The following is a 16,027-nucleotide window of genomic DNA, read 5'->3' as shown; positions in this document are numbered from 1 at the left end:
TTGTAAAATAAATAAAAATCTCCTGCGCTATTGCAGGAGATTCATACGAATGCCTTATTTTCTTCTTTCCGGAAAAATGTTTTCATCGCATGGAATACATCTGATTTTTGTTTGAGGATATAATAACGGAATTTTTCATCTTTGATGTTTTTGTAAGCAGACATTAGCGTCGAGTGGCGGTTATACTGATTTACTTCTCCATATCCAAACATGTTGGACACTTTCATTAGTTCTTGAACAAGTTTGACACAACGGGCGTTATCTGATGTCAAGTTATCTCCATCCGAAAAGTGGAACGGATAAATATTATAACGCGATGGCGAGTATTTCGTTTCAATGAGCTCCAACGCTTTTCGATAGGCGGAAGAACAGATCGTGCCTCCGCTTTCTCCTTTTGTGAAAAATTCATCTTCGGTAACCACTTTTGCTTCTGTATGATGGGCGATAAATGCGATTTCCACCGTTTCATATTTTGTACGTAAAAAGCGGGTCATCCAAAAGAAGAAACTGCGTGCCATATATTTTTCCCACAATCCCATTGAGCCGCTTGTATCCATCATCGCAAGAACAACTGCTTTCGAATCTGGCTTTACCACTTCATTCCATGTTCTATATCTTAAATCTTCACGATAAATCGGATAAAAACTTGGATTGCCATTCATCGCATTTCTCTTAAATGCCGCGAGCATCGTTCTTTTTTTATCGATATTCCCCGTTAAACCAGTACGGCGAATATCATTAAATTCAATATGTTCTACAACGTTTTGGTCCGCTTCTTTTCTTTGTAAATTCGGCAGCTCCAATTGGCTGAATAACGCTTCTTCCAATTCCATTAGCGAAACTTCCGCTTCATAATAATCTTGCCCGGGCAAGTCGCCGGCTCCTTGCCCTGTTCCAGGCCCTTGTCCCTCCCCTGATCCATCTCTTGCAACAACATCGCCAACTTGACTGTCTCCGTTCCCTTGACCAACATGTTTGTTTTTCTCATAATTATAACGAATTTTATATTCATCCAAAGAACGGATCGGAATTTTAATGACGTCACGTCCGTTTGACATAATGATGCTTTCTTCTGTAATTAAATCTGGCAAATTGTTTTTAATTGCTTCTTTTACTTTTTCTTCATGTCGTTTTTGATCGTCATGTCCTTTCCGATGGAGGGACCAGTCTTCTTTCGATATAACAAAGTTTCCTTTCATTTTTTCCCCTCCTCATTTAAAATGTTTTCACACTTTTTTATCTTGAAGCATATATTTATGTTGGCGTCATAACAAACATAATGAATAAATGACGGTTTGTTTACTCTATCCTATGCAAAAAAACGAAATAATTGACAAATTATTACGAAAATGAACATGTAAATTTTTGTTGGACAAGCCTAAAAAAGTACAAAACAAAGAATATAAACATCATCAGACTGCTATTTGAGTAAAAAAGCATGCCTAACATTAGGCATGCTAACGATTTAATAAGCTGCCGACATAGCGAAGCAATTCGTTTGCTGACGTAGAATTATAGCCATATTCATCGATCAAGCGTGCCACTACTTCATTAATTTTCTTTAATTGCTGCTCATCCGGCGTTTTCGATGAAGTGGTGATTTTTACAATGTCTTTCAAGTCAGCGAATAGTTTCTTCTGAATAGCCTCCCGCAACCGCTCATGTGAGTTGTAATCAAACCTCTGTCCTTTTCGGGCATAGGCGGAAATACGAATTAAAATTTCTTCACGAAATGCCTTTTTCGCGTTTTCCGAAATGCCGATTTGCTCTTCGAACGAGCGCATGAGTTTTTCGTCTGGATTCATTTCCTCTCCTGTCAACGGATCGCGCAGCTTCGTTTTATTGCAGTATGCTTCTACATTGTCTAAATAATTGTCCATCAACGTTTTCGCCGACTCCTCATAGGAGTAGACAAACGCCTTTTGTACTTCTTGCTTGGCGATTTCATCGTATTCTTTCCGGACAAGCGAAATAAAGTTTAAATACCGCTCTTTATCTTCTTTGGAAATAGACGGATGCTGATCAAGCCCCTCTTTTAAGGATCGCAATACATCTAGCGCGTTAATCGATGGAACTTCTTTGCGAATAATGCACGAAGAAATTCGGTTAATGACGTAACGAGGATCGATGCCGCTCATTCCTTCATCCGGATGTTCTTTTTTCAATTCCTCTACATCTACTTCATTAAATCCTTCGACCATTTCGCCATCGTAGAGTCGCATTTTTTTAATTAAATCGACATCCGGCCGTTTCGATTCTTTCAATCTCGTTAAAATCGTAAACATTGCGGCAATTCGAAGCGTATGCGGAGCAATATGAACATCAGCTACATCACTTTCCCGAATCATTTTTTCATAAATACGCTCCTCTTCCGACACACGCAAATTGTATGGAATTGGCATGACGATAATCCGCGAGTGGAGCGCTTCATTCTTTTTGTTCGCGATAAATGAACGATATTCCGTTTCGTTCGTATGGGCGATAATTAGCTCATCAGCGCTAATGAGCGCGAATCGCCCCGCTTTGAAATTTCCTTCTTGCGTTAAAGAAAGCAAATGCCATAGAAACTTTTCATCACATTTTAACATTTCCTGGAATTCCATAATTCCTCGGTTCGCCTTGTTTAACTCACCATCAAATCGATAGGCGCGTGGATCTGATTCTGAACCATATTCAGCGATGGTTGAAAAGTCGATACTTCCCGTGAGATCAGCAATATCCTGAGATTTTGGATCAGACGGACTGAACGTTCCAATGCCGACCCGTTTATTTTCCGAGAAGAAAATTCTCTCTACCATTACATCTTCAATACGCCCGCCATATTCTTTTTCCAATCTCATCATGTTCAGCGGCGAAAGTTCTCCTTCAATGCGGATGCCATACTCTTTATAAAAATCATCGCGCAAATGAGGTGGGATTAAATGAAGCGGATCTTCATGCATCGGGCATCCTTTAATCGCATACACTGCGCCGCGTTCTGTCTTCGAATACTCCTCTAACCCCCGTTTTAGCAATGTAACAAGTGTTGATTTTCCGCCACCGACAGGACCCATCAACAACAAAATACGTTTGCGCACATCAAGCCGCTTTGCCGCTGGATGAAAATATTCTTCTACTAGACGTTCCAGCGCCTCCTCTAATCCAAATAGCTGATGGCTGAAAAACTTATATCGTTTTCTTCCATTTACTACTTCGACTCCAGCATCTTTAATCATATTATAAACGCGTGAATGAGCGGACTGAGCAACCCATGGCTTTTCTTTTAAAATCTCTAAATACTCTGCAAACGTACCTTCCCATTTTAACCGTTCCTCTTCTTCCCGATATTGTTCGATTTTCTTTAAAATATCCATAAAGGACCTCCTTATCCTTGATGTCTTAACAACAAGATTATTACAATGTATGCAAGGATGTCCCGAATCATTCATCGCAAAAAAAATTTTGTCTGACTGCCACGGCCCATACTTGCCATTCACAACGCTTGTCATATTCGCTATAATGAAGGAGATGAAGCAATCATTTCGTGAAGGAGGAATCGCGATGCGTACATTGCTTGTATTAGGCGTGATCATCGCTTTTTTAACCGCGATCTTTACAGCTGGCTACGAAGATAAACCAGGTGTAAAAAATTAATGCATAAAAAAACGACCTCCTTTTCAGAAGGTCGTTTTTTATTTAAAATAAACCGTTAAATTTTTGCTGACGCAACGCTTCATAGACTAAAATAGCTGCAGTATTGGATAAATTTAAGGAACGGACTTTATCGTTCATCGGAATGCGCAGACAGCGATCCATATTTGCTTCAAGCAAATCTTTTGGCAATCCCGTCGTTTCACGTCCAAACACAAAAAAATGATCTTTTTCCATATCACTAAAGTCGAAAGAATCATAGTATTTTTTTCCAAATTTAGTGATAAAGTAAAATTCTCCGTTTGGATACCGCTCAAATAACTCTTCCAATGAATCATAATAAGAAATATTTACATATGGCCAATAGTCAAGACCGGCGCGTTTTAACATTTTATCATCGGTCGAAAAACCGAGCGGACGAATCAAATGAAGCGCTGTATCTGTTGCTGCACACGTACGTGCAATATTCCCCGTATTTGCTGGAATTTCCGGTTGATATAGTACTACATGTAGTGGCATATCGATCACCTCAAACTATATTGTTATTTTCGATCAATGATATGAAAAAACTTATAGCGAATATTAGGTGTATACGCCGTGGAATCTTCATATGACCAATAGCGCATGCGGCTATTTGTTGTATGAGCGTTCACTAACGGCATTCCGTTCGCATCCTTCGCTACAACAATCGTTGAGTGATTAAAACGACCGTCCCCTTCAAAGTCGTAACAAATCACATCTCCAGCCATCAATTGTTCTGGCGATGATACTTCAACCGCTTGTAATCCAACACGCGCTCCACTCAAGTACCAACGGAAAGAATGTGCCACCGCCCAACTATAGCTCCAATTGTTGTTTTTGCACCACCATCCCTTTGCGCGATTCGGATACCCTGTCATCGGGGCTCCACCTGCGTATAAACATTGGGAAATAAAATTCGTGCAATCTACCTTAAACCGTGGAAACGCGGGATTGTAGCTGTTCCACCACGTTTCAGCATAACGCACCGCCTTTGCTCGATCATATTTATATGAAATTCTTTCATCCACTAACATCTCACGTTCTAAACGAGGCGGGACCATTTCCTCGCTCACGATTATTTTTTCATCTTTCACTAACTCTCCACGTTCAAAATACGCTCTTCTTTCCTCCACTTGTTCCTCAACGTACATCTTGCTGCCATGCTTTATTAAAAATTGATAATGAGCTAAATAAGCAAGCCTCCCCCCAGTTTCCATTACATGCTTGCTTACAATTTGGCTATTAATGGAACAGCGGACAATTTCTGCGTCGCGTTTCTCGAATAGCCGCTGCTTCCTTTCCACTGCTTCTTCTACATTGCGTTCGTCTTTAGACACAAAAAATTGAGCTCTTTTTTCTAATAAATATTGCAGCTGTTTTTTCACATCGCTCACCGCTTTCTTTTTTGCTATTAACTTATGTGACAGGTGAGCGATTTTTTCCCTTTTCCTCATTTGACCGCAATAATTGTAGTCCCTTTTCGATTTCCGCAAGAACTTCCGGGTCTTTTTCCGTTTTGCTTGCTTCCTCTAAATCGGAAATAACGCGTGTATCACCAATTTTTCCAAGCGCCCACGCCGCTGTTCCGCGAATAACCGGACGGCTATCTTCTTTTAATAGTTTTAGTAAATCCGGAATGGCTGTTTGATCTTTATAATGTGCTAAAGCCAAAATGGCATTTCGCTGAATCGGCTTTTTCCCTCGCCAAGCCCCAGCAATCGAACCGAATTTTTCCTTAAATTCTCGATTGCTTATATGCAAAAGCGGAATTAATTTTGGTTTTACCACTTCAGGGTCCGGTTCCATCTCTGGATGGAGATGAAAGTCTTTTCCTTTATTTTCAGGGCAAACCATTTGGCACGTATCACATCCATATAATCGATTTCCAATTTTATCACGAAATTCATCAGCTAAAAAACCTTTCGTTTGTGTCAGAAATGAAAGGCATCGCTGTGCATTCAATTGTCCTCCCTGCACGAGCGCTCCCGTCGGGCAAGCATCGATACACTTCGTACACGTTCCACAGCGGCTTTCAATCGGTTCATCAGGTGGAAACGGAATATTGGTAATCATCTCTCCTAAATAAACATAAGAACCAAACTCTGGAGTAATAATAGAACAATTTTTTCCGCTCCAACCAATTCCAGCCCGTTCCGCAACAGCACGGTCAGCCAGTTCTCCCGTGTCTACCATCGATTTTACTCTAGCCTGAGGAACTCTCTCTAAAATAAATGCTTCTAATTTTTCAAGACGTTCCCGCAAAATGTAATGATAATCCTTTCCCCATGATGCCCTGCAAAAAATTCCTCGTCTTTCTGTTTTTGTACCACGCGGAGCATTTTTCATTTTGGACGGATATGCTAAGGCAATCGCAATAATAGACTTTGCTTCTGGCAAAAGCAGGGAAGGATTAGTTCTCTTTTCAATATCCGGCTCTTCGAATCCGGATTGATATCCTAACTCTTGTTGGCGACGAAGCCGCTCTTTTAACTCGACAAACGGATCAGCACTAGCAAATCCAATTTTATCAATACCAATCGTTTTGCTATATTCAATAATCTCTTGTTTTAGAGCCGCCACATCCATCGTTATCCCTCCTTTCGCTAAAATTCGGAATCTATGTTACAATAAAGAAAAAATTTCGAGGTGAAAGCAGATGGACGTAGTTGTCGCGGAAACAATAAAACAAATGATACCTGAATTTAAAGTAGGGATTATACTTTATAATCATATCGTTGTTGATGATTCTCCGCAAATGTTAAAAGGAAGACTCCAATTATTTCAAGAATCCATTTACTTTGATTTGCAGGAAACAGCGATTGCAGATATTCCTGAACTGGCGGAATGGCGCAGGGCATTTAAAACGATCGGAACAGACCCGAGCAGATATCGTCCTTCGTCGGAAAGCTTATATCGACGTATTCAAAAGAAAAACTTTATCCCAACTATCCACTCCGCAGCCGATGTGAACAATTTCTTTTCACTTTATTATAAAATTCCAATTGGCATTTATGATTTAGATAAATTGGAAGGACCGATTACCATTGATATTGGAACAGACCAAGACGAGTATATCGCTATCAACGGGCGCACTGTCAACTTTTCTCATAAGCTCGTATCAAAGGATGTTCACGGGCCATTTGGCAGTCCGATTGTTGATTCCCAACGAACAGCTGTTACAAAAGAAACGAAAAACGCCGTTCAAATTGTTTATTTACTGCCATCTATGAAACAAGAACAATGTGAAAAACTGTTGCAGTCCATGCAAAAGATGTTCTTGCAAATTCATGGAGGTGATGCTGTCTTTCAACTTGTGTAAAAAATTACATAAAAAAATAAAAAACGCAATGCCTCGTTCTTTGAAGAAACGAAACACTGCGTTGTCCCCATAACCATTATTTGCGATGGAGCGGGTGATGGGAATCGAACCCACGACATCAGCTTGGAAGGCTGAGGTTTTACCACTAAACTACACCCGCATATTATTTTTTGTTCTTTAAATCTGTATACAACGCGCAGTTGTCATGCCTCTTCCTCTGCTAGCAAACTCAAAGATGATGGATGCATCGAGGCAACCCGCAATCAACTCTTCTTTTCGTTGTCCCTTCCTCTTCTAGCCGATTCAAGGTGTTTAATGCGTCGGGACAACTCGAAGCAAATTCGATGATGTATTGCTCGTGGCTGAGGTTTTACCACTAAACTACACCCGCGTATACATTCTCCGAATACAAAACCGCATTGATCATGAACAACATTAAGTTAACGGTATTGATTATAACAGAGGATGTATTAGATTGCAACTATAAAACGAAAAAATTCGACAAATTTCGTTTTATGGAAAGAACAAAAGCACCAGCGTAACTGGTGCTTTTATGACCCGTACGGGATTCGAACCCGTGTTACCGCCGTGAAAGGGCGGTGTCTTAACCACTTGACCAACGGGCCACATTGAATGGCGGAGAAGGCGGGATTTGAACCCGCGCGCCGCAAAATTGCGACCTAACGGTTTAGCAAACCGTCCCCTTCAGCCACTTGGGTACTTCTCCGTATGGCTCCGCAAGTAGGATTCGAACCTACGACCTACCGGTTAACAGCCGGTTGCTCTACCGCTGAGCTATTGCGGAATAAAGCAAGTCTAATATTAGTTTAACTCACTATCAGATAATATGCAATATGGTGGGCCTAAGTGGACTTGAACCACCGACCTCACGCTTATCAGGCGTGCGCTCTAACCAGCTGAGCTATAGGCCCAAGAAGCGGGTGATGGGAATCGAACCCACGACATCAGCTTGGAAGGCTGAGGTTTTACCACTAAACTACACCCGCATAACATGGGGCGACTAGTGGGAATCGAACCCACGCATGCCAGAGCCACAATCTGGTGCGTTAACCACTTCGCCATAGTCGCCACAATCTGATGCCGGCTGCAGGACTTGAACCCGCAACCTACTGATTACAAGTCAGTTGCTCTACCAATTGAGCTAAGCCGGCACATCAGACAGAAAAACTTAAGAGTGAGTGGTGGCTCGGGACGGAATCGAACCGCCGACACAAGGATTTTCAGTCCTTTGCTCTACCGACTGAGCTACCGAGCCATTTTATTATCTTAATATTCTGTGTTGTCTTGTCCTTTCCTCTTCTAGCTTATTCAGCAATGTTAGATGCGTCAGGACAACTAGCAGCATATTCATGGAAGTATCATTCATCGTTACCGATCCATATACTTAGTTCATTGTGGCGGTCCCGACGGGACTCGAACCCGCGATCTCCTGCGTGACAGGCAGGCATGTTAACCACTACACTACGGGACCAATATTGGTTGCGGGGGCAGGATTTGAACCTGCGACCTTCGGGTTATGAGCCCGACGAGCTACCGGACTGCTCCACCCCGCGGCGATATACTATAGTAACGAGTAACGATGTATGGCGGAGGAGGAGGGATTCGAACCCCCGCGCGCCTTGCGGCGCCTCTCGGTTTTCAAGACCGACCCCTTCAGCCAGACTTGGGTACTCCTCCATCATATTAAAGAACATGGTGGACCTTGTAGGATTCGAACCTACGACCGGACGGTTATGAGCCGTCTGCTCTAACCAGCTGAGCTAAAGGTCCATTTCAATGGCGGCGGAGGGGATCGAACCCCCGACCTCACGGGTATGAACCGTACGCTCTAGCCAGCTGAGCTACGCCGCCAAATTCTTTATTATTACTGGTGGAGCCTATCGGGATCGAACCGATGACCTCCTGCGTGCAAAGCAGGCGCTCTCCCAGCTGAGCTAAGGCCCCATATTTTCTAAATCGGGAAGACAGGATTCGAACCTGCGACCCCATGGTCCCAAACCATGTGCTCTACCAAGCTGAGCTACTTCCCGCTTCCTACATATTCATTAAAAGATTAACGCGCTCGAGAGGATTCGAACCCCTAACCTTCTGATCCGTAGTCAGATGCTCTATCCAATTGAGCTACGAGCGCATATGCCGAGGGCCGGACTCGAACCGGCACGGTAGTTACCTACCCCAGGATTTTAAGTCCTGTGCGTCTGCCAATTCCGCCACCCCGGCGGCATTAATGGAGCGGAAGACGGGGTTCGAACCCGCGACCCCCACCTTGGCAAGGTGGTGTTCTACCACTGAACTACTTCCGCACGCTTATAAGATGCGGGTGGAGGGACTTGAACCCCCACGCCGTAAGGCGCCAGATCCTAAGTCTGGTGCGTCTGCCAATTCCGCCACACCCGCAAAAGTGAGCCATGGAGGATTCGAACCTCCGACCCTCTGATTAAAAGTCAGATGCTCTACCTACTGAGCTAATGGCTCGTGTGGTAAATAAAGACACTCGTTGTTTCTCGTTGCCTCTTCCTCTACTAGTGAATTCAAAGAAGCAGGATTCGTCGAGGCAACTCGTAGCGGATTCATAGGAGCTTAGGCTTGTTGCTCCCCTACTGAGCTAATGGCTCATACTATTACAGTGCCGGCTGCAGGACTTGAACCCGCAACCTACTGATTACAAGTCAGTTGCTCTACCAATTGAGCTAAGCCGGCATAAGAAAGAAGTATTGACATATACGTTTAATTTTTTGTGTCCCTTCCTCTTCTCGCTTATTCAGCGAAGTGATATGCGTCGGGACAACTCGCAGTGAATTCACGGAAGCTTAGGCTCGTCTCTACCAATTGAGCTAAGCCGGCATAAATATGTATTATCATGGTGGAGGATGACGGGATCGAACCGCCGACCCCTTGCTTGTAAGGCAAGTGCTCTCCCAGCTGAGCTAATCCTCCGTATGAATTGCCTAGCAACGACCTACTCTTGCAGGGGCGCTGGCCCCAACTACCATCGGCGCTGGAGAGCTTAACTTCCGTGTTCGGGATGGGAACGGGTGTTTCCTCTCCGCTATTGTCACTAGGCAAGTAATGGACAAGTTTTATTATATATAAATAGATAGTCTTGTCAAGATGGGTAATTCATTCCTTCAAAACTAGATAACCGTCTGTTTGGAAGAAAGCCGTTTTGCGCAGGCGGCTTCCGCTTTTCCGTTGTCTAGCTCCTAGCGTCCTCCGCTTTTCGCTTTGTCTAGCTCCGGTGCCTAGCTCTCTTGCGCCAAATAACCTTCTCCCTTGAGGTGCAAGCACCTCTACGGGTGAAGAACATTTGGCTTCGAGAGCTAAGCGCGGCACCTCCACTTTTCGCTTGGTTAAGTCCTCGATCGATTAGTATCCGTCAGCTCCACGTGTCGCCACGCTTCCACCTCGGACCTATCGACCTCGTCATCTTCGAGGGATCTTACTCGCTTGACGCGATGGGAAATCTCATCTTGAGGGGGGCTTCACGCTTAGATGCTTTCAGCGCTTATCCCTTCCGCACATAGCTACCCAGCGGTGCCCCTGGCGGGACAACTGGTACACCAGCGGTGCGTCCATCCCGGTCCTCTCGTACTAAGGACAGCTCCTCTCAAATTTCCTGCGCCCGCGACGGATAGGGACCGAACTGTCTCACGACGTTCTGAACCCAGCTCGCGTACCGCTTTAATGGGCGAACAGCCCAACCCTTGGGACCGACTACAGCCCCAGGATGCGATGAGCCGACATCGAGGTGCCAAACCTCCCCGTCGATGTGGACTCTTGGGGGAGATCAGCCTGTTATCCCCGGGGTAGCTTTTATCCGTTGAGCGATGGCCCTTCCATACGGAACCACCGGATCACTAAGCCCGACTTTCGTCCCTGCTCGACCTGTCCGTCTCGCAGTCAAGCTCCCTTGTGCCTTTGCACTCTACGAATGATTTCCAACCATTCTGAGGGAACCTTTGGGCGCCTCCGTTACCTTTTGGGAGGCGACCGCCCCAGTCAAACTGCCCACCTGACACTGTCTCCCACCCCGATAAGGGGTGCGGGTTAGAATTTCAATACCGCCAGGGTGGTATCCCACCGGCGCCTCCACCGAAGCTGGCGCTCCGGCTTCTCAGGCTCCCACCTATCCTGTACAAGCGATACCAAAATTCCATATCAGGCTGCAGTAAAGCTCCACGGGGTCTTTCCGTCCTGTCGCGGGTAACCTGCATCTTCACAGGTAGTATGATTTCACCGGGTCTCTCGTTGAGACAGTGCCCAAGTCGTTACACCTTTCGTGCGGGTCGGAACTTACCCGACAAGGAATTTCGCTACCTTAGGACCGTTATAGTTACGGCCGCCGTTTACTGGGGCTTCGGTTCGCACCTTCAGCCTTGCGGCTTAAGCGCTCCCCTTAACCTTCCAGCACCGGGCAGGTGTCAGCCCCTATACTTCGCCTTTCGGCTTCGCAGAGACCTGTGTTTTTGGTAAACAGTCGCTTGGGCCTTTTCACTGCGGCTCTCTCGGGCTCATCACCCAAGAGAGCACCCCTTCTCCCGAAGTTACGGGGTCATTTTGCCGAGTTCCTTAACGAGAGTTCTCCCGCGCACCTTAGGATTCTCTCCTCGCCTACCTGTGTCGGTTTGCGGTACGGGCACCTCTCACCTCGCTAGAGGCTTTTCTTGGCAGTGTAGGATCGGGGACTTCGGGACCGATGGTCCCTTCGCCATCACGGCTCAGCCTTTGCGCCAGACGGATTTGCCTATCTGGCAGCCTAACCGCTTGGACAGGCTATTCCAGCAGCCTGCTCGCCCTACCTTCCTGCGTCCCCCCATTGCTCAAACGGTGAGGAGGTGGTACAGGAATCTCAACCTGTTGCCCATCACCTACGCCTTTCGGCCTCGGCTTAGGTCCCGACTAACCCTGAGCGGACGAACCTTCCTCAGGAAACCTTAGGCTTTCGGTGCAGAGGATTCTCACCTCTGTTTTCGCTACTCACACCGGCATTCTCACTTCTAAGCGCTCCACGAGTCCTTCCGGTCCCGCTTCGGCGCGCTTAGAACGCTCCCCTACCGATGACCAACGGTCATCCCACAGCTTCGGTGGCACGTTTAGCCCCGGTACATTTTCGGCGCAGAGTCACTCGACCAGTGAGCTATTACGCACTCTTTAAATGATGGCTGCTTCTAAGCCAACATCCTGGTTGTCTGGGCAACTCCACATCCTTTTCCACTTAACGTGCACTTTGGGACCTTAGCTGGTGGTCTGGGCTGTTTCCCTCTCGACCACGGATCTTATCACTCGTAGTCTGACTCCCAAGGATAAGTCGTTGGCATTCGGAGTTTGACTGAGTTCGGTAACCCGATGAGGGCCCCTAGCTCAATCAGTGCTCTACCTCCAAGACTCTTCCCTTGAGGCTAGCCCTAAAGCTATTTCGGGGAGAACCAGCTATCTCCAGGTTCGATTGGCATTTCACCCCTACCCACACCTCATCCCCGCACTTTTCAACGTACGTGGGTTCGGGCCTCCAGTAGGTGTTACCCTACCTTCACCCTGGACATGGGTAGATCACCTGGTTTCGGGTCTACGACGACGTACTTAACGCCCTATTCAGACTCGCTTTCGCTGCGGCTCCGTCTCTTCGACTTAACCTCGCACGTCATCGTAACTCGCCGGTTCATTCTACAAAAGGCACGCCATCACCCATAAACGGGCTCTGACTACTTGTAGGCACACGGTTTCAGGTTCTCTTTCACTCCCCTTCCGGGGTGCTTTTCACCTTTCCCTCACGGTACTGGTTCACTATCGGTCACTAGGGAGTATTTAGCCTTGGGAGATGGTCCTCCCTGCTTCCGACGGGATTCCCCGTGTCCCGCCGTACTCAGGATCCACTCGGGAGGGAACGAAGTTTCGACTACAGGGCTGTCACCTTCTCTGGCGGGCCTTTCCAGACCGCTTCGTCTACCCCGTTCCTTTGTAACTCCCATGTGAGTGGTCCTACAACCCCAAGAGGCAAGCCTCTTGGTTTGGGCTGTTCCCGTTTCGCTCGCCGCTACTCAGGGAATCGCGGTTGCTTTCTTCTCCTCCGGGTACTTAGATGTTTCAGTTCCCCGGGTGTGCCCTCCATACCCTATGGATTCAGGTATGGATACTGCCCCATTACGGGCAGTGGGTTTCCCCATTCGGACATCTCCGGATCAACGCTTGCTTACAGCTCCCCGAAGCGTTTCGGCGTTTGCCCCGTCCTTCATCGGCTCCTAGTGCCAAGGCATCCACCGTGCGCCCTTTCTAACTTAACCATGCGAAAACAGCTTCACGCTTGCCGCCTTCGCTTCTCGGCTTCTTCCACTGTCTAGCTTCGGCGCCTAGCTCTCTTGTGCCAAATAACCTTCCCCCTCGAAGTGCAAGCACTTCTGCGGGTGAAGAACATTTGGCTTCGAGAGCTAACCGCGGCGCCTCCGCTTTTCTTCTCGGTTATCTAGTTTTCAAGGAACGAAGCTACTACTCTGAGTTCGCTTCTTTGCAGCTTTGTGCCGAGGAACCTAACTCCCTCGAACCTGCTTGTAGACGCAGGAACAAGACTGCTTCTGACACAAAGCCTCTGTTTTGAAAGAACATTAAACATGTTCCCTCAAAACTGAACAAGGCTACTGCCTTGAATCAACTTCTCTGCTGCCTTGCGTCGAGGAATCTAGCTTCTCTGAATCCACTCGTAGACGCAGACGCAAAACGACTGAAGGAGTGAAATGCTCCCTCAAAACTGAACAAAACGTAAGCGTCCACTTCCGACTAGCCCATAAGGGCAGTCGCTTCCGCTTTTCGTACTGTCTAGCTCCAGCGCCTAGCTCTCTTGTGCCAAATAACCTTCCCCCTCGAAGTGCAAGCACTTCAGCGGGTGAAGAACATTTGGCTTCGAGAGCTGATCGCGGCGCTTCCGCTTTTCGTATCATCCTTAGAAAGGAGGTGATCCAGCCGCACCTTCCGGTACGGCTACCTTGTTACGACTTCACCCCAATCACTTGCCCCACCTTCGGCGGCTGGCTCCCTTACGGGTTACCTCACCGACTTCGGGTGTTGCAAGCTCTCGTGGTGTGACGGGCGGTGTGTACAAGGCCCGGGAACGTATTCACCGCGGCATGCTGATCCGCGATTACTAGCGATTCCGGCTTCATGCAGGCGAGTTGCAGCCTGCAATCCGAACTGAGAGCGGCTTTTTGGGATTCGCTCCCCCTCGCGGGTTCGCAGCCCTTTGTACCGCCCATTGTAGCACGTGTGTAGCCCAGGTCATAAGGGGCATGATGATTTGACGTCATCCCCACCTTCCTCCGACTTTTAGCCGGCAGTCCCCCTAGAGTGCCCAACTGAATGCTGGCAACTAGGGGCGAGGGTTGCGCTCGTTGCGGGACTTAACCCAACATCTCACGACACGAGCTGACGACAACCATGCACCACCTGTCACCCTGTCCCCCCGAAGGGGGAACGCCCTGTCTCCAGGGTTGTCAGGGGATGTCAAGACCTGGTAAGGTTCTTCGCGTTGCTTCGAATTAAACCACATGCTCCACCGCTTGTGCGGGCCCCCGTCAATTCCTTTGAGTTTCAGCCTTGCGGCCGTACTCCCCAGGCGGAGTGCTTAACGCGTTAGCTACAGCACTAAAGGGAAAACCCCTCTAACACTTAGCACTCATCGTTTACGGCGTGGACTACCAGGGTATCTAATCCTGTTTGCTCCCCACGCTTTCGCGCCTCAGCGTCAGTTACAGACCAGAGAGCCGCCTTCGCCACTGGTGTTCCTCCACATCTCTACGCATTTCACCGCTACACGTGGAATTCCGCTCTCCTCTTCTGCACTCAAGTCCCCCAGTTTCCAATGACCCTCCACGGTTGAGCCGTGGGCTTTCACATCAGACTTAAGGGACCGCCTGCGCGCGCTTTACGCCCAATAATTCCGGACAACGCTCGCCCCCTACGTATTACCGCGGCTGCTGGCACGTAGTTAGCCGGGGCTTTCTCGTTAGGTACCGTCACCGTACCGCCCTATTCGAACGGTACTTCTTCTTCCCTAACAACAGAGCTTTACGATCCGAAGACCTTCTTCGCTCACGCGGCGTCGCTCCGTCAGACTTTCGTCCATTGCGGAAGATTCCCTACTGCTGCCTCCCGTAGGAGTCTGGGCCGTGTCTCAGTCCCAGTGTGGCCGGTCACCCTCTCAGGCCGGCTACGCATCGTCGCCTTGGTGAGCCGTTACCTCACCAACTAGCTAATGCGCCGCGGGCCCATCCGTAAGTGGTAGCAAAAGCCACCTTTCAACCGAAGACCATGCGGTCTTCGGTGTTATCCGGTATTAGCCCCGGTTTCCCGGAGTTATCCCGGTCTTACGGGCAGGTTACCCACGTGTTACTCACCCGTCCGCCGCTAACCGAACAGAAGCAAGCTTCCGTTCGGTCCGCTCGACTTGCATGTATTAGGCACGCCGCCAGCGTTCGTCCTGAGCCAGGATCAAACTCTCCAAAAAGAAAGTTGATTGGCTTATTTAATTCGGCACTGACACCGAAGGTGTCAAGTCGCCTTCGCTTTTCGTTGTGGACGCTTCGTTTTGTTCAGTTTTCAAAGAACATTTGTTTTCTTAAAGCGACTTTTTTATATTAACACTTTCATTTTTTATTGTCAAGTGTTTTTTTGCTAACATCGTTTCGCAACTTTCTTGGTTGCGACGACGTTTCATAATATATCATCACTTTTTTAACAAGTCAATAACATTTTTGTATTTTTTTTTAGGAAATAAACTCCATGAAGACCTCTCCCACCTTCACTCCATGAAGAGATGGGAGTTTTTTATCGCCTCCATCGACAAAGCTTCTGCATAGAAGAAGGCAATCTCCTTCCACCTACATTGGAAGCCTTCTCGATAGATTCTGTAAGCAACGTCGACACCACACCGATGGGGCGGGCGAACCGTTCTACTACTTCTTGCTTACACAAGTAGATATTTTTAGGAATTAAAAAACTCCCGATCCCTCACCTTCCTTTACTTCGAGAGGAAAGGAGAATTCTCGG

The 16,027-nt window shown here is 47.3% G+C and carries 6 protein-coding genes, 23 tRNA genes and 3 rRNA genes; 1 reads left to right on the top strand and 31 read right to left on the bottom strand.

Features of this window, described 5'->3' with window-relative positions:
- Positions 1–41: 41 nt before the first annotated feature.
- The 5 genes from yhbH to queG form a co-directional block, all read right to left on the bottom strand.
- Complete coding sequence (yhbH, locus tag DER53_RS07230; protein WP_012749229.1) at positions 42–1,199, bottom strand: sporulation protein YhbH; 1,158 nt, start codon at positions 1,197–1,199, stop codon at positions 42–44.
- Positions 1,200–1,457: 258 nt separating this feature from the next.
- Positions 1,458–3,353 (bottom strand): PrkA family serine protein kinase, encoded by a 1,896-nt coding sequence (locus DER53_RS07225; protein ID WP_121910035.1) that lies wholly within the window; start codon positions 3,351–3,353, stop codon positions 1,458–1,460.
- 322 nt (positions 3,354–3,675) lie between these two features.
- Positions 3,676–4,149 carry a tRNA (uridine(34)/cytosine(34)/5-carboxymethylaminomethyluridine(34)-2'-O)-methyltransferase TrmL gene (gene trmL / locus DER53_RS07220; protein ID WP_012749226.1) on the bottom strand — a complete coding sequence of 158 codons (474 nt, stop codon included), beginning with the start codon at positions 4,147–4,149 and terminating at the stop codon, positions 3,676–3,678.
- A gap of 23 nt (positions 4,150–4,172) precedes the next feature.
- Positions 4,173–5,036: an amidase domain-containing protein gene (locus DER53_RS07215; RefSeq protein WP_062756313.1), complete on the bottom strand. Its 864-nt coding sequence runs from the start codon at positions 5,034–5,036 to the stop codon at positions 4,173–4,175.
- Positions 5,037–5,067: 31 nt separating this feature from the next.
- Positions 5,068–6,237 carry a tRNA epoxyqueuosine(34) reductase QueG gene (gene queG / locus DER53_RS07210; protein ID WP_062756312.1) on the bottom strand — a complete coding sequence of 390 codons (1,170 nt, stop codon included), beginning with the start codon at positions 6,235–6,237 and terminating at the stop codon, positions 5,068–5,070.
- 70 nt (positions 6,238–6,307) lie between these two features.
- Between queG and DER53_RS07205 the strand changes: the two genes are divergently transcribed.
- Positions 6,308–6,970, top strand: a complete 663-nt coding sequence (locus tag DER53_RS07205) for a B3/B4 domain-containing protein (RefSeq protein WP_062756310.1) — start codon at positions 6,308–6,310, stop codon at positions 6,968–6,970.
- An 86-nt stretch (positions 6,971–7,056) separates the two neighbouring features.
- Here DER53_RS07205 and DER53_RS07200 read toward each other — a convergent pair.
- The 26 genes from DER53_RS07200 to DER53_RS07075 all read right to left on the bottom strand — a co-directional run bounded on the left by DER53_RS07200 (position 7,057) and on the right by DER53_RS07075 (position 15,485).
- Positions 7,057–7,130 (bottom strand) — tRNA-Gly (locus tag DER53_RS07200).
- Between the two features lie 394 nt (positions 7,131–7,524).
- Positions 7,525–7,596 (bottom strand) — tRNA-Glu (locus DER53_RS07195).
- Between the two features lie 8 nt (positions 7,597–7,604).
- Positions 7,605–7,697 (bottom strand) — tRNA-Ser (locus DER53_RS07190).
- A 3-nt stretch (positions 7,698–7,700) separates the two neighbouring features.
- Positions 7,701–7,775: transfer RNA gene (locus tag DER53_RS07185), tRNA-Asn, on the bottom strand.
- Positions 7,776–7,825: 50 nt separating this feature from the next.
- A tRNA-Ile gene (locus DER53_RS07180) sits at positions 7,826–7,902 on the bottom strand.
- 4 nt (positions 7,903–7,906) lie between these two features.
- A tRNA-Gly gene (locus tag DER53_RS07175) sits at positions 7,907–7,977 on the bottom strand.
- A gap of 6 nt (positions 7,978–7,983) precedes the next feature.
- Positions 7,984–8,059, bottom strand: a tRNA-His gene (locus DER53_RS07170).
- 10 nt (positions 8,060–8,069) lie between these two features.
- Positions 8,070–8,142, bottom strand: a tRNA-Thr gene (locus tag DER53_RS07165).
- Positions 8,143–8,170: 28 nt separating this feature from the next.
- A tRNA-Phe gene (locus DER53_RS07160) sits at positions 8,171–8,246 on the bottom strand.
- Between the two features lie 140 nt (positions 8,247–8,386).
- A tRNA-Asp gene (locus DER53_RS07155) sits at positions 8,387–8,462 on the bottom strand.
- 5 nt (positions 8,463–8,467) lie between these two features.
- A tRNA-Met gene (locus tag DER53_RS07150) sits at positions 8,468–8,544 on the bottom strand.
- A gap of 31 nt (positions 8,545–8,575) precedes the next feature.
- Positions 8,576–8,668, bottom strand: a tRNA-Ser gene (locus DER53_RS07145).
- Positions 8,669–8,684: 16 nt separating this feature from the next.
- Positions 8,685–8,761: transfer RNA gene (locus DER53_RS07140), tRNA-Ile, on the bottom strand.
- Between the two features lie 7 nt (positions 8,762–8,768).
- Positions 8,769–8,842 (bottom strand) — tRNA-Met (locus DER53_RS07135).
- A gap of 17 nt (positions 8,843–8,859) precedes the next feature.
- Positions 8,860–8,935, bottom strand: a tRNA-Ala gene (locus tag DER53_RS07130).
- 12 nt (positions 8,936–8,947) lie between these two features.
- A tRNA-Pro gene (locus DER53_RS07125) sits at positions 8,948–9,021 on the bottom strand.
- 27 nt (positions 9,022–9,048) lie between these two features.
- Positions 9,049–9,122: transfer RNA gene (locus tag DER53_RS07120), tRNA-Arg, on the bottom strand.
- Positions 9,123–9,125: 3 nt separating this feature from the next.
- Positions 9,126–9,211, bottom strand: a tRNA-Leu gene (locus DER53_RS07115).
- Positions 9,212–9,219: 8 nt separating this feature from the next.
- Positions 9,220–9,294 (bottom strand) — tRNA-Gly (locus tag DER53_RS07110).
- A gap of 12 nt (positions 9,295–9,306) precedes the next feature.
- Positions 9,307–9,388: transfer RNA gene (locus DER53_RS07105), tRNA-Leu, on the bottom strand.
- Positions 9,389–9,393: 5 nt separating this feature from the next.
- Positions 9,394–9,466: transfer RNA gene (locus DER53_RS07100), tRNA-Lys, on the bottom strand.
- Positions 9,467–9,618: 152 nt separating this feature from the next.
- Positions 9,619–9,691, bottom strand: a tRNA-Thr gene (locus DER53_RS07095).
- 161 nt (positions 9,692–9,852) lie between these two features.
- A tRNA-Val gene (locus DER53_RS07090) sits at positions 9,853–9,928 on the bottom strand.
- 9 nt (positions 9,929–9,937) lie between these two features.
- Positions 9,938–10,054 (bottom strand): 5S ribosomal RNA (gene rrf / locus DER53_RS07085).
- A 283-nt stretch (positions 10,055–10,337) separates the two neighbouring features.
- A 23S ribosomal RNA gene (locus DER53_RS07080) occupies positions 10,338–13,272 on the bottom strand.
- A gap of 657 nt (positions 13,273–13,929) precedes the next feature.
- A 16S ribosomal RNA gene (locus tag DER53_RS07075) occupies positions 13,930–15,485 on the bottom strand.
- Together the 16S, 23S and 5S rRNA genes with 23 tRNA genes alongside form the textbook arrangement of a ribosomal RNA operon.
- Positions 15,486–16,027: the final 542 nt, after the last annotated feature.

This window comes from Parageobacillus toebii NBRC 107807 (genome assembly GCF_003688615.2).
GTDB lineage: Bacteria > Bacillota > Bacilli > Bacillales > Anoxybacillaceae > Parageobacillus_B > Parageobacillus_B toebii.
The sequence above is the reverse complement of the archived record's forward strand: the minus strand, read 5'-3'. Positions and strand labels throughout refer to the sequence as shown.